Source organism: Enterobacter sp. ENT02 (assembly GCF_019219165.1).
GTDB lineage: Bacteria > Pseudomonadota > Gammaproteobacteria > Enterobacterales > Enterobacteriaceae > Enterobacter > Enterobacter mori.
Genome location: NZ_JAHUWD010000002.1, coordinates 526027 through 548565 on the forward strand (window position 1 = coordinate 526027; position 22539 = coordinate 548565).

23 protein-coding genes and 1 riboswitch are annotated in these 22539 nt (G+C 56.2%); of the genes, 6 read left to right on the forward strand and 17 right to left on the reverse strand.

Annotated features, from left to right (window positions below; translation table 11 throughout):
• Positions 1-26: 26 nt before the first annotated feature.
• A complete protein-coding gene (locus KW829_RS08390) occupies positions 27-1028 on the reverse strand; it encodes a magnesium transporter (RefSeq protein WP_089598404.1) in 1002 nt (333 codons plus the stop codon).
• A gap of 60 nt (positions 1029-1088) precedes the next feature.
• Positions 1089-1258: riboswitch (M-box (ykoK) riboswitch) on the reverse strand.
• Between the two features lie 284 nt (positions 1259-1542).
• On the opposite strand from KW829_RS08390, the gene KW829_RS08395 reads away from it, so the two are divergent.
• Positions 1543-2046 carry a DedA family protein gene (locus tag KW829_RS08395; protein WP_218308006.1) on the forward strand — a complete coding sequence of 168 codons (504 nt, stop codon included), beginning with the start codon at positions 1543-1545 and terminating at the stop codon, positions 2044-2046.
• A 1-nt stretch (position 2047) separates the two neighbouring features.
• Here KW829_RS08395 and KW829_RS08400 read toward each other — a convergent pair whose 3' ends face one another.
• Positions 2048-2797 carry an SDR family oxidoreductase gene (locus KW829_RS08400; RefSeq protein WP_218308007.1) on the reverse strand — a complete coding sequence of 250 codons (750 nt, stop codon included), beginning with the start codon at positions 2795-2797 and terminating at the stop codon, positions 2048-2050.
• A 100-nt stretch (positions 2798-2897) separates the two neighbouring features.
• On the opposite strand from KW829_RS08400, the gene KW829_RS08405 reads away from it, so the two are divergent.
• Entirely contained in the window at positions 2898-3257 is a 360-nt protein-coding gene (locus KW829_RS08405; protein WP_042718861.1) for a helix-turn-helix domain-containing protein, read from the forward strand.
• Between the two features lies 1 nt (position 3258).
• Here the strand turns inward: KW829_RS08405 and KW829_RS08410 are convergent, their stop codons facing one another.
• Positions 3259-4053: an SDR family oxidoreductase gene (locus KW829_RS08410; protein WP_089598407.1), complete on the reverse strand. Its 795-nt coding sequence runs from the start codon at positions 4051-4053 to the stop codon at positions 3259-3261.
• 125 nt (positions 4054-4178) lie between these two features.
• Complete coding sequence (locus tag KW829_RS08415) at positions 4179-4622, reverse strand: helix-turn-helix domain-containing protein (protein ID WP_218308008.1); 444 nt, start codon at positions 4620-4622, stop codon at positions 4179-4181.
• A gap of 151 nt (positions 4623-4773) precedes the next feature.
• Here KW829_RS08415 and agp point away from each other — a divergent pair, with 151 nt between their 5' ends.
• On the forward strand, positions 4774-6015 hold the full coding sequence (gene agp, locus KW829_RS08420; RefSeq protein WP_218308009.1) for a bifunctional glucose-1-phosphatase/inositol phosphatase: 1242 nt from the start codon (positions 4774-4776) through the stop codon (positions 6013-6015).
• 34 nt (positions 6016-6049) lie between these two features.
• Here agp and KW829_RS08425 read toward each other — a convergent pair whose 3' ends face one another.
• Together KW829_RS08425 and wrbA are read right to left on the reverse strand one after the other, a co-directional pair.
• Positions 6050-6277, reverse strand: a complete 228-nt coding sequence (locus tag KW829_RS08425) for a YccJ family protein (protein ID WP_008499832.1) — start codon at positions 6275-6277, stop codon at positions 6050-6052.
• A 20-nt stretch (positions 6278-6297) separates the two neighbouring features.
• A complete protein-coding gene (wrbA, locus tag KW829_RS08430; RefSeq protein WP_010429487.1) occupies positions 6298-6894 on the reverse strand; it encodes an NAD(P)H:quinone oxidoreductase in 597 nt (198 codons plus the stop codon).
• 392 nt (positions 6895-7286) lie between these two features.
• Here wrbA and KW829_RS08435 point away from each other — a divergent pair, with 392 nt between their 5' ends.
• Positions 7287-7457, forward strand: coding sequence for a general stress protein (locus tag KW829_RS08435; RefSeq protein ID WP_001273664.1), 171 nt, complete (start codon positions 7287-7289; stop codon positions 7455-7457).
• A 117-nt stretch (positions 7458-7574) separates the two neighbouring features.
• The gene (locus KW829_RS08440; RefSeq protein WP_218308010.1) at positions 7575-8498 is read left to right on the forward strand and encodes a DMT family transporter; all 924 of its coding nucleotides are present in this window, start codon (positions 7575-7577) and stop codon (positions 8496-8498) included.
• Here KW829_RS08440 and rutG read toward each other — a convergent pair.
• The 9 genes from rutG to KW829_RS08485 all read right to left on the reverse strand — a co-directional run bounded on the left by rutG (position 8486) and on the right by KW829_RS08485 (position 16551).
• Positions 8486-9808 (reverse strand): pyrimidine utilization transport protein G, encoded by a 1323-nt coding sequence (rutG, locus tag KW829_RS08445; RefSeq protein ID WP_218308011.1) that lies wholly within the window; start codon positions 9806-9808, stop codon positions 8486-8488. The two genes, KW829_RS08440 and rutG, sit on opposite strands and share 13 nt — an antisense overlap.
• A 21-nt stretch (positions 9809-9829) precedes the next feature.
• A complete protein-coding gene (gene rutF / locus KW829_RS08450; RefSeq protein ID WP_029485030.1) occupies positions 9830-10321 on the reverse strand; it encodes an NADH-dependent FMN reductase RutF in 492 nt (163 codons plus the stop codon).
• A 13-nt stretch (positions 10322-10334) separates the two neighbouring features.
• Complete coding sequence (locus tag KW829_RS08455) at positions 10335-10925, reverse strand: malonic semialdehyde reductase (RefSeq protein WP_218308012.1); 591 nt, start codon at positions 10923-10925, stop codon at positions 10335-10337.
• A 9-nt stretch (positions 10926-10934) separates the two neighbouring features.
• Positions 10935-11735 (reverse strand): pyrimidine utilization protein D, encoded by an 801-nt coding sequence (gene rutD / locus KW829_RS08460; protein ID WP_218308013.1) that lies wholly within the window; start codon positions 11733-11735, stop codon positions 10935-10937.
• A gap of 7 nt (positions 11736-11742) precedes the next feature.
• The gene (gene rutC, locus KW829_RS08465; RefSeq protein WP_010429508.1) at positions 11743-12129 is read right to left on the reverse strand and encodes a pyrimidine utilization protein C; all 387 of its coding nucleotides are present in this window, start codon (positions 12127-12129) and stop codon (positions 11743-11745) included.
• 11 nt (positions 12130-12140) lie between these two features.
• Positions 12141-12830, reverse strand: a complete 690-nt coding sequence (gene rutB, locus KW829_RS08470) for a pyrimidine utilization protein B (RefSeq protein ID WP_089601315.1) — start codon at positions 12828-12830, stop codon at positions 12141-12143.
• Complete coding sequence (gene rutA / locus KW829_RS08475) at positions 12830-13921, reverse strand: pyrimidine utilization protein A (protein WP_126328204.1); 1092 nt, start codon at positions 13919-13921, stop codon at positions 12830-12832. Before rutA ends, rutB begins: the two co-directional genes overlap by 1 nt.
• A 316-nt stretch (positions 13922-14237) precedes the next feature.
• Positions 14238-14855 (reverse strand): hypothetical protein, encoded by a 618-nt coding sequence (locus KW829_RS08480; RefSeq protein WP_218308014.1) that lies wholly within the window; start codon positions 14853-14855, stop codon positions 14238-14240.
• Positions 14856-15033: 178 nt separating this feature from the next.
• A complete protein-coding gene (locus KW829_RS08485) occupies positions 15034-16551 on the reverse strand; it encodes a hypothetical protein (protein WP_256350532.1) in 1518 nt (505 codons plus the stop codon).
• A 650-nt stretch (positions 16552-17201) separates the two neighbouring features.
• Between KW829_RS08485 and rutR the strand changes: the two genes are divergently transcribed.
• Complete coding sequence (gene rutR, locus KW829_RS08490) at positions 17202-17840, forward strand: HTH-type transcriptional regulator RutR (protein WP_218308015.1); 639 nt, start codon at positions 17202-17204, stop codon at positions 17838-17840.
• Between the two features lie 53 nt (positions 17841-17893).
• Here the strand turns inward: rutR and KW829_RS08495 are convergent, their stop codons facing one another.
• A complete protein-coding gene (locus KW829_RS08495; RefSeq protein ID WP_218308016.1) occupies positions 17894-18286 on the reverse strand; it encodes a lysozyme inhibitor LprI family protein in 393 nt (130 codons plus the stop codon).
• A 51-nt stretch (positions 18287-18337) separates the two neighbouring features.
• Positions 18338-22300 carry a trifunctional transcriptional regulator/proline dehydrogenase/L-glutamate gamma-semialdehyde dehydrogenase gene (gene putA / locus KW829_RS08500; protein WP_218308017.1) on the reverse strand — a complete coding sequence of 1321 codons (3963 nt, stop codon included), beginning with the start codon at positions 22298-22300 and terminating at the stop codon, positions 18338-18340.
• Between the last annotated feature and the right edge of the window lie 239 nt (positions 22301-22539).

The following is a 22539-nucleotide window of genomic DNA, read 5'->3' on the forward strand; positions in this document are numbered from 1 at the left end:
ATCACGTGAATGAGGTGCTCGCAAGCTTACTCTAGCCCCAGCGTGTACTGGGCAATTTTGAAGTAGATAATCAGCCCGGTCCCGTCAATCAGTGTGGCGATAAACGGCGCGGACACCACGGCAGGGTCGATCCGGCAGCGCTTGAGCACCATCGGGATCACGGACGACACAATCGCGCTCCAGAGCGTGATACACACCAGCGTCAGGCTGACGATAAGCGTGATCTCCAGGCCGATACCCATCATCCAGGCGCGGATACACCCGGCGATACCCAGCGTGGCGGCAATCATCAGCGAGGTGGTCATCTCTTTGCGCAGCACGCGCCCGACGTCGCGAAGGTGGACTTCCCCCAGCGCCATCGCGCGCACCAGCGTGGAGGTGATCTGCGTCCCGCTGTTGCCGCCCGTGCCAATCAGCAGCGGAATAAAGAACGCCAGCGCAATGGCGGACTCCAGCGCCTCCTCGAAGTGCTGGATCACCGAGCTGGTATACGCTTCCGCGACAAACAGCAGCAGCAGCCAGACGGAGCGTTTTTTCCACAGGCTAAAGGCGCTGGTTTCCAGATACGGCTTTTCCAGCGGCAGCGTTGCACCCTGAAGCTGAGCATCTTCGGTGACGTCATCTTCCAGCAGATGGGCGATCTCGCGCTCGGTCAGGCAGCCGACGAGCTTGCCGTGGGTGACCACGGGCACCACATCCGCCCCGGCGTGGGCCAGCACGCCTGCCACGTCCGCACGTTCATCTTCGGGTTTAACCTGAATAAATTCCGAAATCATCAGCGCCTTAACGGACTGCAGCGTATCGGTAGTCTGCAAGAGTTTGCGCACGGCAATCATGCCCGCGAGGCGACCGTTATCTTCAATAAAAATATGCGACGGAATATCGTCGTCTTTTAATTTTTCGAAGAATTGCTCGCGCGCCAGTGCCACGCATAATGAAATATCAAGGACGATGAAGTCAGTATTCATATATTGCGCGATCGCGCTGTCATTGAATGCCAGATTTTGGTTGTGAATAGCGTAAGACATAGTGAATTCCCTTTGAATAATAACATCTCTCAGGGGCGAGCAAGACAGGGCATGTCGAAGAGGAGATCCCCACGTCCTGGGTTCAGCACTGTACACCGTATCCCGTAAGGGAAGTTATACTGACAAAGCCTTGATTCGACAGTGCCTGTTTTACCCTGTGCCGGTTCTCTCGAACCCACCAGAGCGATAACGTGTATTTGTACAGGAGCCTCGCCATAACGAGATCGTTGTATACCCGTCATACTTCAAGTTGCAGGTGCGTTGGCTGCACTCACTCACCCCAGTCACGTACTTATGTACGCTCCCGGGGATTCGTTCCCTTGCCGCCTTCCTGCAACTCGAATTATTTTGGGTATAAAACGAGAGGGATAATACGCTTATTTCATTTTGCCGCTCAGAAAATTAAATAATGTTTAAGAATGGTTTAGGAGAGTTTTATTAATTAAACGTTGAGGGTTTATTTAAGTTTATTCATTTTAAATGGAGGATGACATAATTCGTGGGGGAAGGGTAAATGGCGTGGTTTGATACGTTGTTGGATCATTTTACGTTCTACCCGGCACATCTGTTCGCGCTGTTATTCGTGATGGCGTTGAGTAAATCCACGGTGCTGGTCTCCTCCGTGCTGCCGCCCGCCTCGGTGATGCTGCTGGCGGGCATCAGCGTCGGTCAGGGGAGCATGCATCCTGCGCTGGCGTGGCTTGCCGTGGTGATGGGGGCAACGGCGGGGTCGGTGCTGAACTACCATATCGGCCAGCTGATGGGGCATACCCGGCTGGTCACGCGTTTCACGTCGAAGCACGCCGATAAGTTCTTGCGGGTACAGCACCAGCTGCAAAAGAACGGTGTCATCGTGCTGTTTACGTCGCGCTTTCTGGCGGTCCTGCGCTACATCGTGCCGCTGGCGGCTGGGATGCTCAGGCTGAATGCAGTCAAGGTCTACGCCGTCAGCCTGCTTTCCGCCTGCGTATGGGCGGCGCTGTACGTCGGCGCGGTCACCGGCATCAGCGCCTTTTGAGTTACAAACTTCCCATTCCGCCGTCCACCAGCAGCTCCGTTCCTACCGTATAGCTCGACTCGTCGGACGCCAGATAGAGCGCGGCTTTTGCCAGCTCCGTCGTCGAGCCCATTCTGCCGAGCGGGACCAGCTTGATGACCTCTGCCATCATCGCGTTAAGCGCTTCATCACTTAAGCCCGTCTTCGTAAACGCCGGGGTTTCCACCGGACCGGGGCTCAGGCCGTTGACGCGGATCCCGCGCGGCAGCAGCTCCGCCGACAGCGTACGCGCCAGAGACAGGAGGGCGGCCTTGCTCGCGGCATACACGCTGCTGGTGGGCAGGCCGATGCGCGCGCTCACGGAGCCGCAGAGGATAACCGACGATGGGTTATTCAGCAGCGGCAGCAGCGCCTGAATTAAAAAGAACGGTCCCTTCAGGTTGATGCCCATCAGGCGGTCCCAGGCATCCTCCTGCCAGACTTCCAGCGGCGCGTGCGTCACGTCGCCAGCGTTGAGAAACACCGCGTCGAGGCGCGGCCAGCGAGCGGCGAGAGTGTTCGCCAGCGCTTTTTGCGACGTGATATCTCCCGCATCGGTCGGGATCACCCAGGCCTTATCGCCAAGAATACGTTCTGCTTCGGCGAGGGTGTCCGGGTTGCGTCCGGTCACGGCGACGCGCGCGCCTTCGGCGATAAACGCCTGCGCGGTGGCAAGACCGATGCCGCTGGTGCCGCCGGTAATCAACGTATATTTATCTGTTAAACGACCCATGTTCTTCTCCTGAAATGTTACTGGAGAAAGCACTATAGAAACGTTAGTATCGAAAGGAAACCAGGTACCAAATGGATACTAACGCGGCAAGAGGTGTGCTATGGCAGAAATGCTGGACGTGTCATGCGAAAAAAAATCTGAGGTTTACACCTGCCCAATGACGCAGTTTGTGAACCTGATTTCCGGTAAATGGGCGATCCCGATCCTCTATCGCCTGATTATCCTCAATACGCCCGTGCGGTTTGGCGAACTGCTGAGGGCGGCCGCGCCCATCACCCAAAAAGAGCTGACCAAACAGCTCCGCCTGTTTGAACAGCGCGGGCTGGTGACGCGGACAGTCTATCCGGAGATCCCGCCGCGCGTGGAGTATCAGATAACCGACCTGGGGTTAACCCTTCAGGGTGCGCTTTCTCCGCTGGCCGCCTGGGTGAGCGAATACGGCGACCAGCTGGAGCGTTAGGCTAGCGTTTTACGTAGCGCGGTGCCGGAATGCCGGTGCGCGCGCTGTTGAACAGCTCAAGGCGCGCCGCTTCGTAGCGCTCCCACAGGCCTGCGTCATGCATCGGCGGGATGGTGATCGGTTCGCCCTGATCCAGACCCGCCAGCGACGCATCGACCATATCGTCGGTGGTCATCACCGAGCCTTCCGGCAGATCGTTCACCGTGACGCCTGAATGGCTCCAGATTTCTGTCGCCGTGGCGGCGGGCAGCACGGCCTGAATGCGCACATTGCTCTCGGCAAACTCTTCCTGTAGCCCACGGGTAAAGCTCAGTACCCACGCCTTGGTGGCGCTGTAGAGCGCGCTGCCCGCCCGCACGTGCAGGGCCAGCACCGACGCGATATTGATCAGCGTGCCGCGATTGTTCTGCGCCAGTCGGGGCAGGATGGCGTAGGTCAGACGCATCAGCGCCGTGGTATTCAGGGTGTTAATGGCCTGATGCTGCGCCACGTCACCTGCGAGGAACGGCGCCATCTGGGCGGTGCCCGCGTTGTTAATAAGCGTGTCAATGGCGGTATTGCTGCGCAGCTCCTCTTCCACGGCGCGGATCCCGGTCTCGTCGGTGAGATCGGCCACCAGAATATCGACGCCCACGCCATAGCGCGCGCGCAGGTCGGCAGCGAGGGTTTTCAGGCGATCCTCGCGGCGGGCAACCAGCACCAGGTTAGCACCGCGCGCGGCAAGACGGTCAGCATAGACGGCACCAATCCCGGAAGAGGCGCCCGTAATCAGGGCGGTGGTGATTTGCGTAGTCATCGTGTGTTACCTCAAGGCAAAGTGGGTTATTTGGTTTCAAGATGAAACTGAATTAACTCTCTGTCATTTGGTTTTATAATGCAACCATTTTGGTGGGCATTTTGTGCTTTTGTCCTCGGGAACGATCAGGAGGGGAGTTTAGCCACGATCTCTTCTGGCGCCAGTTCACGCCCATCGTCGGCAATAAGCGCCAGCCTGCGCAGGGGTTTGCGCTGTTCGCTATCGACCAGCACGGTGCCGCATTCGTTTTCACCAAACAAAAATTCATTCCCCCACTGGGACAGAGCAACCAGCACCGTTTGCAGGGCGCGACCTTTATCGGTCAGGACATACTCCTGCCAGGCGCTGCCGTCGGACGCGGGCTGAAGCGTAAGAATGCCTTCGTCGACCAGCAGCTTCAGTCGCGTGGTCAGCATGTTTTTTGCGATACCGAGGCTTTTCTGGAACTCGCCGAAGCGTTTAATCCCGCGCAGCGCGTCGCGCACGATCAGCAGCGACCACCAGTCGCCGATGATATCCAGCGAACGGGCGACGGGGCAGGTGCTCTCTTCAAGGCGGGTACGTTTCACGGTCAATTCTCCGGTAGGGTGTGGTTTTATTATAAAACTAATTGGCACACACCGTAAGCACGTTAATCATCACTTTGAGAAATGCTTCCCGAAAAAGCTGTCACGAATGTGTCACACTCGCCGCAACAATAAAACGCGTGAGGAATAAGGGATGAGAAAAGCACTACTCGCAGTTGCAGTCGCAGGTACCCTTTCAGTGACCTTTGGCGCACAGGCGCAGGAGACGCCAGACGGATATCAGCTGGAGCAAGTTTTAATCATGAGCCGTCACAACCTGCGCGCGCCGCTCGCCAATAACGGCAGCGTGCTGGAGCAGTCCACGCCGAAGCAGTGGCCGGAGTGGGAAGTGCCGGGCGGTCAGCTCACCACCAAGGGTGGCGTGCTCGAAGTCTATATGGGCCATTACATGCGCGAGTGGCTGGCGCAGCAGGGAATGGTAACCACCGGAGAATGCCCTCCAGCGGATAGCGTTTATGCCTATGCCAACAGCCTGCAGCGCACCGTCGCCACCGCGCAATTCTTTATCACCGGCGCGTTCCCGGGCTGCGACGTTCCCGTGCACCATCAGGAAAAAATGGGCACCATGGATCCGACCTTTAACCCGGTGATTACCGATAACTCGCCGGAATTTCGTGAAAAAGCGCTGAAGGCGATGGAGACGGAACGGCAGAAAATGCAGCTTGGCGAAAGCTATAAGCTGCTGGAGCAGATGACGAACTACGCGGATTCTCCGTCCTGCAAAGAGAAAAAGGTCTGCTCGCTGGCAGACGCGAAAGACACCTTCAGCGCCGACTATGAAAAAGAGCCTGGCGTATCCGGGCCGCTGAAGGTGGGTAACTCGCTGGTGGATGCGTTTACGCTGCAGTATTACGAAGGCTTCCCGGCCGACCAGGTGGCCTGGGGCGAAATTAAGACTGACCAGCAGTGGCGCGTGCTGTCGAAGCTGAAGAACGGCTATCAGGACTCGCTGTTTACCTCCACCGAGGTGGCGCAAAACGTGGCGAAGCCGCTGGTGAAGTATATCGATAAAACGCTGGTCACCGACCAGGCGAAAGCGCCTAAGATCACACTGCTGGTGGGGCATGATTCGAACATTGCTTCCCTGCTCACCGCCCTGAATTTCAAACCGTATCAGCTGCACGACCAGCAGGAGCGCACCCCGATTGGCGGCAAGATTGTCTTCCAGCGCTGGCATGACAAAAATGCCAACCGCGAGCTGATGAAAATTGAGTATGTCTACCAGAGCTCAGAGCAGCTGCGTAACGCCAGCGTGCTGTCGCTGCAGTCGCCTGCGCAGCGCGTGACGCTGGAGCTGAAAGACTGTCCGGTGGATGCGAACGGCTTCTGCCCTGTCGATAAATTCAATGCGGTCATGAATAACGCGGCGAAGTAAAAGAGAACCCCCCGCTGCGGCGGGGGGGAAACGCTTAGACGTTTTTACGTTCGATGGTTTGCTCACCCCAGAAGAGCGAGTCTTTATCCGTTTTTTCGAAGGCGCGCACCAGCACCTCATCATTACCTTCCTCCCAAATCTGCTCGGCCAGCTTTTCATCGTATTTAGCGACTTCAAAGATAGCTTCGGCAATCTCCGGAGAGGTATTGCGTAAACTTGCCCATTCGCCCACGTGGTGAGCTTTGGATTCTTGAGTTGGCATGCTTGTCCTCCTGTTGGGTGTTAGCCGTTCAGTTTTTTGGCCAGACCCGCGACGTGTTCACCCTGATAGCGGGCGATAGCCAGTTCTTCATTGCTTGGCTGGCGTGAACCGTCCCCACCGGCAATGGTGGTTGCACCGTAAGGCGTACCGCCGCGCACCTGGGAAACGTCAAACAGCTCCTGCGCGCCGTAGCCAATCGGCACAATCACCATCCCATGATGAGCAAGGGTAGTCCAGGTTGAGGTAATCGTCTGCTCCTGACCGCCGCCGGTGCCGGTAGAGCTGAAAACGCTGGCGAGTTTGCCGTAGAGCGCCCCGGATGCCCAAAGTCCGCCGGTTTGATCGAGGAAGGTGCGCATCTGACCCGACATATTGCCGAAGCGGGTTGGGGTGCCGAAGATAATGGCATCATAATCTGCCAGCTCCTGCGGGGTGGCGACCGGGGCGTTTTGCGTTTTCCCCCCGGCTTTCGCGAAGGCTTCCGCCTGCATGGTTTCCGGTACGCGTTTCACCACAACCTCCACGCCATCAACCCTGTTTGCACCTTCTGCTACCGCGTGAGCCATGGTTTCAATGTGTCCATACATGGAATAATAGAGCACCAGAACTTTTGCCATTTTGCTTCACTCCTCGTTTGTTTTTTCTGACAGCGGATCGCTGCGTTCTTTTAAAGATATGCCATCACAGCCAGACTGCAAAAATGAACGGCATTTCTTTGATTTATAACAATATGATTACAAAAATGGCTTTGTAGCAAAATGAAACAACTTTCTCTCAATCGAATTTTGAAATGATAAGAAAGGCTTATGAGTCACCGTCGCGTCGTCTCACCCAAAAGACTGAGATCATGTTGCAGAATATTACCTCTGGCTTGCTGGATAGCCGCATTCCACTAAGCTTAGTTTCACGCGGCACAGATAAAGGCACTGTCCTTGAGTCGCGCGGTGAAAGAATCCTCTTTTACTGAATGCAAAATGATGTCTAATGTTTCACACTCTGGAGGTTAGAGATGGCAAACCATCGTGGTGGTTCAGGTAATTTCGCTGAAGACCGTGAAAGAGCATCAGAAGCAGGTCGTAAAGGTGGCCAGTCTAGCGGGGGTAACTTCAAAAATGACCCTCAGCGCGCATCAGAGGCTGGTAAAAAAGGGGGCAAAAACAGCCACGGCAGCAATAAGTAACACGCCGGGTTGAATCCCTGCCGCCGGGATTTCCCGGCGGTTTTTTTATTTCTGCAACATTGAACTGTAACCAAAGGCAACGCACACTAGAGAATTGATTTTAATTGCGAGTGCCGCATGTCTGTCTCACGCTTCAAATTCTCCGTAAAACCGCAGGAAGCCATCCTCATTCTCATCACCATGTTCTGGGGCGGGACGTTCCTGGCCGTTCAGTATGCGGTGACCCTCAGCGATCCGTTCTTTTTTGTTGGCCTGCGCTTTGCGACGGCGGCGCTTGCCGTAGGGCTGATTTCGCTTAAAACGCTGCGGGGGCTGACGCTTAAAGAGCTTAAGGCCGGCGTGGCGATTGGTGTTGCGATAGCGATGGGCTACAGCCTGCAGACGTGGGGTTTACAGACTATCTCCAGCAGCAAATCCGCGTTTATTACCGCCATGTATGTGCCGCTGGTGCCGCTATTGCAGTGGCTCTGTCTCGGCAGAATTCCGGGCCTGATGTCCTGTATTGGCATCGTGCTGGCGTTTATCGGTCTGATCTTACTGGCCGGGCCGGAAAACAACCTGCTGGCACTGGGGCCGGGCGAAATCATCACCCTGATTGGGGCGATTGCCATTGCGGCGGAAATTATTCTGATTAGCGCCTGGGCGGGTGAGGTCGACGTCAAACGGGTGACGGTGGTGCAGCTCGCCACGGCGTCGCTGGTGGCCTTTGCGACGATGGTTCCGGCAGGGGAGTCCGTACCGCCGATGTCCACCGGGCTGGTTGTGGTCGCACTGGGGCTGGGTATCTTCAGCGCCATTATTCAGGTCACCATGAACTGGGCGCAGCGCAGCGTATCGCCAACCCGTGCGACGGTGATTTATACCGGAGAACCGGTCTGGGCGGGCATTTTCGGGCGGCTGGCCGGGGAGCGTCTGCCGCTGCTGGCCCTGGTGGGCGCGGCATTTATTGTCGCCGGGGTGCTGGTGAGCGAGCTGAAACTTAAGCGGAAGAAAAACGCGCTGCCAGGAGATGACAGCGCGACGTTAAATCACGAATCCTGATGCACGACCTCGCCCTGCGGCGCGGTCGCTTCCCGGCGGCTCAGCAGGGCATTAAGCAGAATTGCCCCAAAGGTCGCCGTGCCAATCCCGCCAATCGTGAATCCGCCCAGCGTCAGGGCGAAGTCGCCTGCGCCCAGCACCAGCGTGACCGCCACCATAATCAGGTTGCTGTTCTGGCTGAGATCGACGCGGTGCTGCACCCAGATACGCGCCCCGGCCACGGCAATCAATCCAAACACCACAATCGATGCGCCGCCGATGACCGGTGACGGAATAGTGTGTATCAGCGCGCCGAACTTCGGTGAGAACCCGAGCAGTATCGCCATCACCGCCGCTGCGACGAAGACCAGCGTGGAGTAGACTTTGGTGACCGCCATCACGCCGATGTTTTCGGCATAGGTGGTAACGCCGCTACCGCCCACGGAACCGGAGAGCATGGTCGCCAGCCCGTCACCGACGAATGCGCGCCCCATGTACGGATCCATACTGCGCCCGGTCATTCCGGCGACCGCTTTCAGGTGACCTAAGTTCTCCGCCACCAGGATCACCGCCACCGGTGCGATAAGCATCATCGCCTGAGCGTTAAAGGTGGGTGAGGTCACCTGCGGCAGGCCGAACCAGGCAGCCTGGTGCAGCAGCGTAAAATCAACCGGTTTGCCCAGGCCAAAAACGTTCGCCAGCAGGGCGTAGACCAGGCAGGCGACAATCAGCCCAACCAGGATCAGCAGACGCTGGATCATGCCCCGCGTAAACACCGCCACCACGCCGATGCACAGCACCGTGATCACCGCCATCCAGCTTTCAAACGGCGAGGCGGAGACGCTTCTGACCGCAATCGGTGCGAGGTTCAGACCAATCGCCATCACCACGGCGCCCGTCACGACGGGGGGCATCATTCGCTCTATCCAGCGCGTGCCGATTTTCATCACCACCAGACCAATCAGGGTATACACCAGGCCGCAGGCGATGATGCCGCCGAGGGCCACGCTCAGGTTGGGGTTGATTCCCTGGCCGTTAAACCCGGTGGTGGCGATGACCACCCCGACAAAGGCGGCGCTGGAGCCGAGATAGCTGGGCACGCGCCCGCCGGTAACAAAAAAGAACAGCAGGGTACCGATACCCGACATCAAAATAGAGAGGTTGGGATCGAGTCCCATCAGCATCGGCATCAGCACCGTCGCGCCAAACATGGCAACCGCGTGCTGCACGCCCATCACCATCGTCTGCCCGAGCGGGAGGCGTTCATCCGGCGCGACCACGCCTGCTTCTGTGGAGGTCGATTTCAACTGCCAGTGGGGAAATCCGAACATGGTCTGTCTCCTTAAGGCGGGTTAACAGGCGGGTCGCATAAGCGCGTGGTAGCCGCGGTCAAACCACACCAGCCCTTGCGGCGCGGGGTGGCGAATAATCGAAACAATGTCGCAAAACAGAATGTCGTGGGTACCGACGCTGACCACCTGGCTGATGCGGCAGTCAAACGAGGCCAGCGCATCCTCCAGCCGCGGGCAGCCCGTGTCGCCTGTCTGCCAGCGGGCGGCGGCAAAGCGTTCCTCCATCGGCGTTTTCCCGCCAAACAGATTGGACAGCGGCTCCTGTCCGGCGCTCAGGGTATTCACGCAAAGGGTGCGGTTTTCGCTAAACGTTGGCCAGACGGACGCCCCGCGGTTCAGGCACACCAGCAGGGTGGGCGGTGAATCCGTGACGCTGCACACCGCGCTGGCGGTGAAGCCTGCCATCCCCGCAGGGCCGTCGGTGGTGATGATATTGACCGCCGCGCCGACGCAGGCCATGGCGTCGCGAAAGGTTTGTTTATCCGGTGTCATGACGTTCGCTCCTTTAGGCCAGCCCGCAGGCATCGTCGAAGGTCAGACGCGGCAGGCGCCCGTATAGTTTGCTGGTATCGCCATAGCCAATGTTGATCAGCAGATTGCTTTTAAGCGTGGTGCCGGTGAAGAAGGTCTCGTCGACCTTTTGCCGGTCAAATCCCGACATCGGGCCAGTGTCCAGCCCCAGGGCGCGACAGGCGAAAATCAGGTAAGCAGCCTGCAATGAGCTGTTGCGAAAGGCGGTCTCTTCCGCATGCGCGGGGCTGGAGGTAAACCAGCTCTTTGCATCGCCGTGCGGGAACAGCTCGGGCAGGCGCTCGTAGAATTCACCGTCCCAGGCGACAATGGCCGTGACCGGGGCGGTGAGCGTTTTCTCGAGGTTGCCGCTGGAGAGCGCCGGGCGCAGCTTCTCTTTTCCCTCTGCGCTTCGCACAAACACAATTCGCGCCGGGGAGCAGTTGGCGGACGTTGGCCCCCATTTCATCAGGTCGTAGATTTCGTGCAGCATTTCGTCGCTGACAGGCATATCCAGCCAGCCGTTATGGGTGCGGGCGCCGGTGAACAGCGTTTCCAGCGCGGCGGGCGTAATGGCTTCGCTCATTAAAGCTCCTTACAAAACGGGTTCAGGACTGTGCAGCAGGCTGGCAAGCCCGTTCAGCAGCAGAGTGTTAAAGGTGTCCGGCTCGGTGACGTTGCAGGCATGCCCGCCCTGGCGCATCACCACGCTGTGGCTGTGTGGGATCGCCGCCTGCAGCTCGGACGAGCAAACAGCGGGCACCAGCATGTCGTCGGCGGAACAGATAATGTGTACCGGGCAGCGAATGCGCGCGGCATGGCGGCGGAAGTCGGCTTTTTTCAGTGCGCTTAGTCGGCGCAGCAGATTGGTTTTACCCTGGAAATGGGCCAGCGCCAGCGCTTCTTCTGCCTCCAGGCGAGGCGCGCGAGCGGCCATCCAGTCTGCCGGGTAGAGAAACAGCGGCTGCGCCTCGACCCAGGCCTGCGCGCCGCCGGAATGCAGCAGACGTTCGCGAACGTCAAAACAGCGGCGGGTATGGGCATTGAGGGTGAGCCAACCGTTAATACATACCAGCGCAGAAACCGCGTCGGGTTTGTCGATCGCCAGCTGCAGGCCGACCAGCGCGCCCAGCGCGTGGCCCACGACGGTGTAGCGTAAGATCCCGGCATCCGTAAGCGCCTGAGCCAGCTCATCGGCCATCTGCGCCAGGCTATAGCCTTCAGGAAGGGTATCCGGGTTATTACCCGTCCCTCGCTGGTCATAGCACACCACCTGATACTCCTTTTCCAGCGCGGCGAACTGGGGTAGCCAGTAGCTGCCGCTGCCCCCAAGCCCGGCAATCAGCACGACCACGGGCGCGCCCTTGAACGGGGGCGGCGAGAGAGAAAGTTTCATGGCAGCCTCACTTCGCGATGTGTGCAACGGTGGCGATTTCAACCAGCGCCTCTGGCTTCACCAGCCCGCACTGAATGCAGAACCGCGCCGGTTTATCGCCGGGGAAGAACTCGGCGTAGATCTCGTTAATCGCGGCGTAGTTTTTCCAGTCGGTGATAAAGATGCTGTTGAAGGTCACATCCTCCATCGTGCCACCCGCCGTTTCGATCACGGTTTTGATCGTCTCCAGCACGTGGCGAGTTTGCGCCTTTGGGTCGTTGATAAACACCACGTTGTTGTCTTTATCAAACGGCAGCGTGCCGGAGACATATACCACGCCGTCGGCGAGGGTGCCGGGAACAAACGGGGCAATGGGCGTGCTGGTGCCCGGCGGAATGATTACGGATTTTGGCATCAGGTGTCTCCTCAGGCGATACGGGCGAGCGGAGGAGTCAGGGCGTCGCAGAAATCATTGACGTTACTGACCCAGCCAAAAAAGGTTTCGATATTGAACAGGGCGGCTTTCTGGGCGAATTCCGGCCCGGCCTGGTGGGTTGCGTCTTCCAGCACCACGCCAAAATACTCGAGGAAAAAGCCGTCGCGCAGGGTCGACTCCACGCAGACGTTGGTGGCGATCCCGGTGAACACCAGATGGCGAATGCCCCGGCTGCGCAGCAGGCTGTCGAGTGGGGTGTTGAAAAAGCCGCTGTAGCGCGGTTTCGGCAGAACGATATCGCCCGCCTGCGGTACCAGCTCATCCACCAGCTGATAGTCCCAGCCGCCTTTCGCCAGCAGCTTGCCCTGCAGTTCGGGCCGTTTACGCATGGTTTTCAGGGCGTTCGACTTGTGGAAGTTGGGGGAGCCGGGGCCGCCTGCCTCGACGTACTGGTCATCCCAGCCGTTCTGGAACCAGATGATGAGCATCCCCGCGGCGCGCGCGGCGGCGACGGCGGTTTTGATGTTCGCGATCACCGGCTGCGTGGCGGAGACATCGAACCCCGCCAGGTCCAGATAGCCGCCCTGGCTGGCATAGGCGTTTTGCATGTCCACCACGATCAGCGCGCTCTGCTCCGGCGCAAAGGTGATGGCTTCCGGGCGTGCGTTAAGGGTCGTCATTACGCCACCTCCTTCGTGACGGCAGGGATGTGGGCGCGGCACTGCATCAGCGGCTGGATGCGCTCGCCGAAGGTCTCCACGCCGGTCAGGAAATCGTCGAAGGTCAGCAGGACGCCTTCCGCCCCAGGTACGGCCGCCACTTCGTCAAGCATTCTGGCCACGCTGGCATAAGAGCCGACCAGCGTGCCCATGTTGATATTGACCGCAGAGGTGGGGTCGGCCATCTGGCGCACGTTGGTATCCGCCCCGGAGCGGGTATCCTTCTGGCTCTGCTCGGTGAGCCAGCTCAGGGCCTCCTCGTCGGCACCGTCCTTATAGCGCTCCCATTTCGCGCGCGCGGCGTCGTCGGTTTCGTCGGCGATCACCATAAACAGCACGTAGGAGCCCACGTCGCGTCCGGTCTTATCGGCGGCCTCTTTCATGCGCGCGGCAGTCGGGGCGAAGGCGGCAGGCGTGTTCACGCCTTTACCGAAGCAGAAGTTGAAGTCGGCGTATTTGGCGGAGAATTCCATCCCCGCGTCGCTCTGCCCGGCGCAAATCACCTTCATCGGCTCCGACGGCTGCGGGCTGACGCGACAGTCGTTCATGGTAAAGAAGTCACCCTTGAAATCGCTTTTGCCTGTACCCCACAGATCGCGCAGCACCTGCACGTATTCGGTCAGGTAGTCGTAGCGACGCGAGAAGTAGTCGTCACCCGGCCAGAGCCCCATCTGCTCGTATTCGGGTTTTTGCCAGCCGGTGACCAGGTTGACGCCAAAGCGCCCGCCGGAGATGGAGTCGATGGTGGAGGCCATGCGCGCTACGATAGCTGGCGGTAAGGTGAGGGTGGCGGCGGTGGCGTAGATTTGGATCCGCGAGGTGACCGCGGCCAGCCCGGCCATCAGGGTAAAGGACTCCAGGTTGTGATCCCAGAATTCGGTTTTGCCGCCAAAGCCGCGCAGCTTGATCATCGAAAGCGCAAAGTCGAAATGGTAGTGCTCCGCTTTCTGCACGATGGCTTTATTCAGCTCAAAGGTCGGCATGTATTGCGGTGCGGTGGTCGAGATAAGCCAGCCGTTGTTGCCGATGGGTACAAATACGCCAATTTTCATCACGAACCTCTCTTCATTTCAGTGTGGGGTGAAAGTCAGACGTGGCGCTGCATCCTGCATATCCTGTTCAGCCTCGTGAAAAGGGATTTGCAAAGGGAATGCCAGTTTTTAAAATTGCTTTGTTATTAATGTGTTAATTAGGGGTTGGTGAATTGGGTGTAAATAAAGTGGACTAAATGGTCAAAAGAAATGCACACAAAGCAGGCAACGGTGCGCGATGGCGGTGCAGGGTCGGTGAGGGGAGTGCAGCACGATCCCTGTGCGGGCCGGGATTGCAGTTTAGCGTTTATTGTGGCTTCAGGTATAAAAACGTCTTTTATTTAGTTGCTGGTTTAGCATTAACCACTGTCTCCTTACCTTTGATAGCATTATCTAATATTTTAGAGAATAGTTGTGCGTAGGCATTTTGGTCTATGGCATTTGAACCATAAGCCATGCATAGCGAGAAGCTAGACGATAATACAAATAAAGCCGATGACATTTCATCGTCTTTATTCAGAACAACCACATCAGAAGTATCTTGAGCATTACGTTTCCCTGTAATAGATACTTTCGGTACGGTGATTGTAGCTTCTGTATTGCGGATTTTTTTTAATGCTTCTGCAGCTTGAGATGGAAGAGTACAAAGTACTGGTTCAAAGTGTGCTGTATCCCCCTTCCGGTAGAGGACATAAGATAAATTTTTCATAGGATTGGTTAAAATTAATTTACCTTGCACTCTGCAATTGCTATCTCTGTGGTGTAAAATTCCATTAGCATCCCTATAATCATCGCAATTATATGAAGCTTGATTGGTAATCGCTAAAATATCAGTTTCCTTAGGTGCCTCTGAGGTGCACCCACTTAAAATTAAACTAGCCAAAACAATAGAGGGAGAAATTAATTTGTTTGAGTCTGAGAGAATGCGTAAATAAAAGCAAAAGTAAGTCGACATGGGGGACTCCAATCAAAATGATAATTAAAATAACAGGCGGTCTCTATATCACATAACTATAGCCATTCAAAAAAATTATTCACTAGCACATTAGTTGTAGTTAATTAAATGGGTTCAATCTTTATTCACCATTGAGGGACCCTGATGGCTGAACATGTTACGGAGTTAGCCAACGTTTTTATTTCATTGCATAAGCCTGGATGAGTCTCCACAACAACCGACCCATAGGTAATCGATAGATATCGCTATGAGCATCCCCACCTGTTCCAAAGGAATTGTATTGTGTAATTCCGTTTGATGTATCAATGTAATCAATAACTCTTGCCCCATTAATACCGTTAAGAGGATTTATACATTTTTCTGATGTATCACCACGGTTGCATAGTGAAAATTTACCTTTTTTTTCTGTAGCTGATGTATCTGAGGCAGTCATACAGTGAAATGTTCCCGAGTAAACTGGTTGCGTACAAGCTTTCACATAACTTTTCACTGCTCCTGCAGGGTCAGTCCATTTCGCAAATTTTACTGCTGAGTCGAATTTCGATGCTGTTAATACTAATTTAGTATTACCCAACCTCATGTAATCTCTGTATGGCGCTCCTTCTTCACTTAACCCTGGAAAGAACCTGTTGATACTCATGGCACCCTGCAATGACACAGCTAAATTTACAGGGCTCGAGACCGTTGTGTCATTTTTTATTAATGGACTGCTAAATAGCGCTCGAGTCATAGCGCGAGCACCGAAACTATGACCAATGGCGATGACAGGAAGTTTGATGCCTGATTCGCTCATACTCTCAGGTATAGTTTGATTGATAATTTTATTGAGCCAGATGAGACCCAGTTCGTCCGCATCGTTTGCTTTGTTTAGGTAACTAGCAACATTATCAAGTCTAGTGGACCAATATGAAGGCCAGGTAATACCAATTACGAGCGGCCTAAAAGAAAGGTTATTTTTTTCGGAGGGCTTTATTACTCGTACTCTGGGAATTAGCATGTTACTTGCGGGACTTGAAGGGTTTTCTTTAACATCATCCTGTTGTTCAAGAGAGGCTGTTATTATATTTCCAGTAATGTCATTAAAATTACGAATTGCGTCACTTTGAGACGTATTCCAACCCATGACGATGATCAGGATATGGCTATAACCGCCACTTTTAAGATCATGCTTGAGATTGCTTTTAAGCGCAGTAAGCCCAACGTCACTATTTTTATAAAATGAGTATAATTTAGCGTCATTTGCATCTTTAATCGAACTTGAAATGTCACATGCATTCCACCCGCTTATTTTAGCTATGTCGACATTTGATTTATCAACCAACTCTTTTGATATATAGGAGTTATAAACAAAACAGTAATTACTAGTAATATAAGGAGTGACTGATTTTTCATTTATGATATTAAAGTCATTTTTTATGATATGAGAGATAAACATGGATTTTATATTGTATTTTGTAAGTGATTTTATTTCGCTTGGTCCGCCAATAATTCCTTTTGGTGATTTTTCAACCCCAATGATATATCCGGGGCTGTGAAGGGCTATACCTGAAGGATAATATAACATTGAATGAAAACTTCGAGTGGTTGAGTCATTGAGCTCAAGTTTTTTTTCATAAGGAGCCATTACCGTATCAGCATTGCTACAGCTGCTGGCAGCAGAACAAAACATGATGGTGAAAATTTTTGATAATTTCATGTGCTTTTACCCAATCAAGTGCTGTGATTTGAATTTTTTTTGAATGCAATAATTCATAAACAATAGAATCTATTTATAAAAATACCTTAATATCACTTAAAAACAATTCAATGTGTTAAAGAATAAATGTGATTTGTTCTCATGCCCCCATCAAATAGTTTTCTAATCATAAAAGCACAGTGGTTCAAGTTCGAGTAGGTAACTTCATTAAACTTAGACCTGCTTAAAAACAACTCCAGTGATTTCCGGTTAGAAATGAAAATAACATTAAAATACTGAGTTTTATTTTTATTGTGGTGTTTAATTTCATGGCATTAAACTCTTTCAGGATTTTATTGATTTTACTTTGGTAGAATAGAAAGCTTTAACAATAGATTCATTCACCAAATGAATAAATGGTGTATTGAAAAAAAACATCAGTCTGTTTCTAAAAAAATTTATGGTTCATATAGTTTTAGCAACCGCACCAGGCACTAAGCGGACCGTCTACAGGACCGAGTAGTCAGCGATAAAGAAGGGGTAACAGCATTCGCACCTGAACTCCCACAACAGCTTGTCTTTTTTCGATTTTGCTCAGAGCCTGCACCCCAAAATGTCGAGAGAAAGCAGGGCTTTTGCTATGCTATGGCAAACCAATAAGGAGAGCGGGAATGACACAAGGCGCAGTGAAAACACCGGGTAAACGTTCGCAGGCGGTGAGTGCGAAAAAGCAGGCTATTCTGAGCGCGGCGCTGGATACGTTTTCGCAATTTGGCATCCACGGCACGCGCCTGGAGCAGGTGGCGGAGCAGTCCGGGGTATCCAAAACCAATCTGCTCTACTACTACCCGTCGAAAGAGGCGCTCTATATTGCGGTGATGCAGCAGATCCTCGATATCTGGCTGGCGCCGCTGAAAGCGTTCCGCGCAGAGCTGGCCCCGCTGGTGGCGATCAAGGAGTATATTCGCCTGAAGCTGGAGGTGTCGCGCGATTACCCGCAGGCATCAAGGCTATTCTGTCTTGAGATGCTGCAGGGCGCGCCGCTGTTGCAGGCGGAGCTCACCGGAGATTTAAAGCAGCTGGTGGACGATAAATCGGCCATTATCGCCGGATGGGTCACCAGCGGAAAGCTGGCCCCGGTCGATCCGCATCATCTGATCTTTATGATTTGGGCCTCCACCCAGCATTACGCTGATTTTGCGGCCCAGGTTGAAGCGGTGACCGGTAAAACGCTCCAGGACGAGGCGTTTTTCCAGAGTACGCTGGATAACGTGCAGCGGATGATTATCGAAGGGATCCGTGTGCGTTAGTTCCCCCTCACCCCAGCCCTCTCCCTCAAGGGAGAGGGGGCCGTCCGTGCACCTCAGCCCGGCGGGAGAGGGCAGCTTAAGTCGCCCTCTTCACACTGCATCAGCGAGGCCAGAAACGCTTCGCGCTCGACCGTTTTCTCCGCCAGGCACTGGTTAACAATCATTGGCTGGACGCTTCCGCCTTCCGTCCCCGAACCGATAAACGCGCAGTCCGCGTCGCGCAGGGTAATCCACGCCTGCTGCGCTTTTTTCAGCAGGTCGCGCTGGGGGGCTGCCGCGCGTTTGATGGCGGCCTGATACGTCTGGTTGAGCTTATTATCGGCAGCCTGGTACTGCTGCGCGCTACAGGTATTCAGCTCAAGCTGGGTGGTCGCTTTGTCGCACTCGTCGGCCAGCGCGCTGGCGCTCAGCAGCAGTGCTGCGCCTGCGATAAGATATCGTTTCATACACTCCCCAATAAAATAAGGCTCCGTCTCCGGAGCCTTATTAGCACAGCGTTAGCCGATTGTCATCAGGCTGGCGTTACCCCCCGCCGCCGCGGTGTTGACGCTGAGCGAGCGCTCCACGTACAGACGCTCCAGCAGCAGGTTGGTTTCCCCGCGCGCAAAGCCCTGCACGGAAACGATGGCACCGCTGCGGGCCGCAACCTGCTCGCATAGTTCGCGCAGCTGGTCGGAATCACCGTGGTAGATCACCGCATCAAACGGCTGCGTCAGCAGCGCATCGGCCTTCGCAAAGCGAATGCGGGCCGAGACCGCTTTTGGCAGCTGTTTGGCGAGATCGCGATGCAGCGCATCTTCCGGCCACAGCACTTCACAACCGGTTGCCATTGCGGCAGCCAGCTGCACCAGCGCGTCCTGCTCATTATCGGCCACGCACAGTACGCGCTCGCGCGGCATCAGCGTCCAGGTGTTGCGCTCGCCGGTTGGACCCGGCAGCAGACGCTGGGTGCCCGCCTGCGCCAGTTCGCCGTACTGTCGGGCGACGGCACGCAGTTCAGGACGTTTTTCTGCCCAGGCGATCAGCGCCTCCAGCGGCTGGGTCAGCACGGTTTTCACCTGCGTATCCACCGGATAGTGTGCGTCCTGACGCGCCAGGGTCACGCCCAGGGCGTTTTCCGGACGGTTAGCGAGCAGACGGTACAGGTAGAGCGGGCCACCCGCTTTCGGACCGGTGCCGGAGAGACCTTCACCGCCGAACGGCTGCACGCCCACGACCGCGCCAACCATGTTGCGGTTGACGTACAGGTTGCCGACTTTGGCATTGCCGGTGACCTGCGCAATGGTTTCGTCAATACGGGTATGCACGCCGAGCGTCAGGCCGTAGCCGGAGGCGTTGATCTGCTCAACCAGCTCGTTCAGGTTGTTACGGTTGTAGCGCACCACGTGCAGTACCGGACCGAAGACCTCTTTTTTCAGCTCGTCGAAGCTTGCCAGCTCAATCAGCGTTGGCGGCACAAAGGTGCCGGTCCGCCATTCGCGGGCATCTTCGCTGTTCTCGCGCACCGCCTGGAACACCGGACGGCCTTTCGCGCGCATGGTCTGAATGTGGTTTTCGATATTGGCTTTGGCTTCCGCGTCGATCACCGGCCCGATGTCGGTGGTGAGACGGCCCGGGTTGCCCATGCGGCATTCGGCCATCGCGCCGCGCAGCATTTTCAGCGTGTGATCCGCGACGTCGTCCTGCAGGCACAGCACGCGCAGGGCGGAGCAGCGCTGACCGGCGCTGTCGAATGCAGAGGCCAGCACGTCGACCACCACCTGCTCGGTGAGCGCGGAGGAGTCAACGATCATGGCGTTCATCCCGCCGGTTTCCGCGACGAGCGGAGTAGGGCGACCCTGCGCATCCAGGCGGGTAGCAATGTTGCGCTGCAGCAGGGAGGCTACTTCGGTCGAACCGGTAAACATCACGCCGCGCACGCGGTTATCGGAGGTCAGTTTGGCGCCGACGGTTTCACCGCGGCCCGGCAGCAGCTGAACCACGCCCGCAGGCACGCCGGCTTCCAGAAGAATGTTGATACCCTGTGCGGCAATCAGCGGGGTCTGCTCTGCCGGTTTTGCCAGCACGCTGTTGCCTGCGGCAAGCGCGGCGGCTATCTGGCCGGTGAAGATCGCCAGCGGGAAGTTCCACGGGCTGATACACACGACCGGACCCAGCGGACGGTGGGTTTCGTTATCGAAATCATCGCGTACCTGACCGGCGTAGTAGTGCAGGAAATCGACGGCCTCGCGCACTTCGGCGATGGCGTTGCTGAAGGTTTTACCCGCTTCGCGCACCAGAATGCCGATGAGCGACTGCATCTGATCTTCCATCAGCACCGCGGCACGTTCCAGAATGGCGGCACGCTCCTGCGGCGGCGTGGCGAACCAGATTGGGGCGTTATTCACCGCGCTTTCCAGCGCCTGGTCAACTTCCGCTTCGGTGGCTTCACGCACGTAGCCGACGATATCTTTTGGCTCTGCCGGGTTAATGACCGGCTGCATTTCGCCGTCAGCAACGGACTGTTCCAGGATCGGCTTCGCCTGCCATTTCTGCAATGCGCTGTTGAGCAGGGCAGAGGAGAGCGACGCCAGACGATGTTCGTTGGCGAGATCCAGACCCGCCGAGTTGACGCGGCCTGCGCCATACAGCTCGCGCGGCAGGGAAATCTTCGGATGCGGCAGGCCAATCTGGCCTTCCTGCGCCGCCATCTTCTCTACGGCCTGCACCGGATCGGCAACCAGCTCGTCCAGCGGCAGGGTGGTGTCGGCGATGCGGTTAACGAAGGAAGTGTTCGCGCCGTTTTCCAGCAGACGACGCACCAGGTATGCCAGCAGGGTTTCGTGGGTTCCCACCGGGGCATAGATGCGGCACGGGCGGTTCAGCTTGCCGTCTGCCACTTTACCGGTGACCTGCTCGTACAGCGGTTCACCCATGCCGTGCAGGCACTGGAACTCGTACTGGCCCGGATAGTAGTTCTGTCCCGCCAGGCTGTAGATTGCCGCCAGGGTGTGGGCGTTATGGGTGGCGAACTGCGGATAGATCAGGTTCGGCACGCCGAGCAGCTTTTTCGCACAGGCGAGGTAAGAGACGTCGGTGTAAACCTTGCGGGTATAGACCGGATAGCCTTCCAGACCTTCCATCTGGGCGCGTTTGATTTCGCTGTCCCAGTAGGCGCCTTTCACCAGACGGATCATCAGGCGACGGCGGCTGCGGCTTGCCAGGTCAATCAGGTAATCAATGACGAACGGGCAGCGCTTCTGGTAAGCCTGGATCACGAAGCCGATGCCATTCCAGCCTGCCAGCTCCGGCTCGAAGCACAGTTTTTCCAGCAGATCGAGGGAGATCTCCAGACGGTCGGCCTCTTCGGCGTCGATATTAATGCCGATGTCATACTGGCGCGCCAGCAGGGTCAGGGACTTCAGGCGCGGGTAGAGCTCTTCCATCACCCGGTCATACTGCGCGCGGCTGTAGCGCGGGTGCAGGGCGGAAAGCTTAATGGAGATGCCCGGGCCTTCGTAAATTCCGCGGCCGTTGGACGCTTTACCGATGGCGTGGATCGCCTGCTGGTAAGAGACCATGTAGGCCTGCGCGTCGGCGGCGGTCAGCGCCGCTTCGCCCAGCATGTCGTAGGAGTAGCGGAAACCTTTATCTTCCAGCTTGCGGGCGTTCGCCAGCGCTTCGGCAATGGTTTCCCCGGTGACGAACTGCTCGCCCATCAGGCGCATCGCCATGTCCACGCCTTTGCGGATCAGCGGCTCGCCGCTCTTACCGATAATGCGGTTCAGGGAGCGGGAGAGGTTGGCTTCGTTATGGGTGGAGACCAGTTTGCCGGTAAACAGCAGGCCCCATGTCGCGGCGTTGACGAACAGCGACGGGCTGCGGCCAATGTGGGAATGCCAGTTGCCGTTGCTGATCTTGTCGCGGATCAGCGCGTCGCGGGTGGCTTTATCCGGAATACGCAGCAGCGCTTCCGCCAGGCACATCAGCGCCACGCCTTCCTGTGAAGAGAGGGAAAACTCCTGCAGCAGACCCTGAACCATCCCGGCGCGGCCGGTGGCGGTTTTCTGGTTGCGCAGCTTGTCGGCTAACTGATACGCCAGGCTATGCGCCTGCGCGGCAATGGCTTCCGGCAGACGAGCCTGCTCCAGCAGCATTGGCACGGCGTCGGTTTCGGCGCGGCGGTAGGCGCCGGTAATGGCGGCACGGCTGACGGACTGCGGCAGGATCTGCTCGGCGAATTCGAGGAACGGCTGATGGTTCTCGTCGCCAGCGGCTGGCGCTTCCTCGCTTTCGTTCGCTGCACCGGCCAGCAGGGCAGGCAGTTCCGGCAGACCTTCATCGCTCTCGAGTCTTTCGAGATAGTTAAAAATCGCCTGCTTAATTAACCAGTGCGGCGTGCGGTCAATGCGGGTTGCTGCGGTCTTAATCCGTTCGCGGGTGGCGTCATCCAGCTTAACCCCCATGGTGGTCATACCCATGCCAAAGCTCCTGTTGTTCTTTCATCGTGTTTGGTCGTTAGCGTGAAATATCCCCCATGTTGCAACTTTGTGCAACCGTGTTAAATGTGACCTGGTTTGCAACCCGGAAAATGAATGGATTGTTAACGAATGGTTAGCTGGAAAAACGCACTGGCTTTTGGGCGGGAAGCCTGTTTTTATGCGGGAGTTAACACTTTTAAAAGGTGCAACCCGTAAAAGCGTGAGCGAGTGCAACCTAT

Coding starts and splice junctions, on each gene's coding strand:
- KW829_RS08390 (WP_089598404.1), bottom strand. CDS start 1,028: ATGTCTTACGCTATTCACAACCAAAATCTGGCATTCAATGACAGCGCG.
- KW829_RS08395 (WP_218308006.1), top strand. CDS start 1,543: ATGGCGTGGTTTGATACGTTGTTGGATCATTTTACGTTCTACCCGGCA.
- KW829_RS08400 (WP_218308007.1), bottom strand. CDS start 2,797: ATGGGTCGTTTAACAGATAAATATACGTTGATTACCGGCGGCACCAGC.
- KW829_RS08405 (WP_042718861.1), top strand. CDS start 2,898: ATGGCAGAAATGCTGGACGTGTCATGCGAAAAAAAATCTGAGGTTTAC.
- KW829_RS08410 (WP_089598407.1), bottom strand. CDS start 4,053: ATGACTACGCAAATCACCACCGCCCTGATTACGGGCGCCTCTTCCGGG.
- agp (WP_218308009.1), top strand. CDS start 4,774: ATGAGAAAAGCACTACTCGCAGTTGCAGTCGCAGGTACCCTTTCAGTG.
- KW829_RS08425 (WP_008499832.1), bottom strand. CDS start 6,277: ATGCCAACTCAAGAATCCAAAGCTCACCACGTGGGCGAATGGGCAAGT.
- wrbA (WP_010429487.1), bottom strand. CDS start 6,894: ATGGCAAAAGTTCTGGTGCTCTATTATTCCATGTATGGACACATTGAA.
- KW829_RS08435 (WP_001273664.1), top strand. CDS start 7,287: ATGGCAAACCATCGTGGTGGTTCAGGTAATTTCGCTGAAGACCGTGAA.
- KW829_RS08440 (WP_218308010.1), top strand. CDS start 7,575: ATGTCTGTCTCACGCTTCAAATTCTCCGTAAAACCGCAGGAAGCCATC.
- rutG (WP_218308011.1), bottom strand. CDS start 9,808: ATGTTCGGATTTCCCCACTGGCAGTTGAAATCGACCTCCACAGAAGCA.
- rutF (WP_029485030.1), bottom strand. CDS start 10,321: ATGACACCGGATAAACAAACCTTTCGCGACGCCATGGCCTGCGTCGGC.
- KW829_RS08455 (WP_218308012.1), bottom strand. CDS start 10,925: ATGAGCGAAGCCATTACGCCCGCCGCGCTGGAAACGCTGTTCACCGGC.
- rutD (WP_218308013.1), bottom strand. CDS start 11,735: ATGAAACTTTCTCTCTCGCCGCCCCCGTTCAAGGGCGCGCCCGTGGTC.
- rutC (WP_010429508.1), bottom strand. CDS start 12,129: ATGCCAAAATCCGTAATCATTCCGCCGGGCACCAGCACGCCCATTGCC.
- rutB (WP_089601315.1), bottom strand. CDS start 12,830: ATGACGACCCTTAACGCACGCCCGGAAGCCATCACCTTTGCGCCGGAG.
- rutA (WP_126328204.1), bottom strand. CDS start 13,921: ATGAAAATTGGCGTATTTGTACCCATCGGCAACAACGGCTGGCTTATC.
- KW829_RS08480 (WP_218308014.1), bottom strand. CDS start 14,855: ATGTCGACTTACTTTTGCTTTTATTTACGCATTCTCTCAGACTCAAAC.
- KW829_RS08485 (WP_256350532.1), bottom strand. CDS start 16,551: ATGAAATTATCAAAAATTTTCACCATCATGTTTTGTTCTGCTGCCAGC.
- rutR (WP_218308015.1), top strand. CDS start 17,202: ATGACACAAGGCGCAGTGAAAACACCGGGTAAACGTTCGCAGGCGGTG.
- KW829_RS08495 (WP_218308016.1), bottom strand. CDS start 18,286: ATGAAACGATATCTTATCGCAGGCGCAGCACTGCTGCTGAGCGCCAGC.
- putA (WP_218308017.1), bottom strand. CDS start 22,300: ATGGGTATGACCACCATGGGGGTTAAGCTGGATGACGCCACCCGCGAA.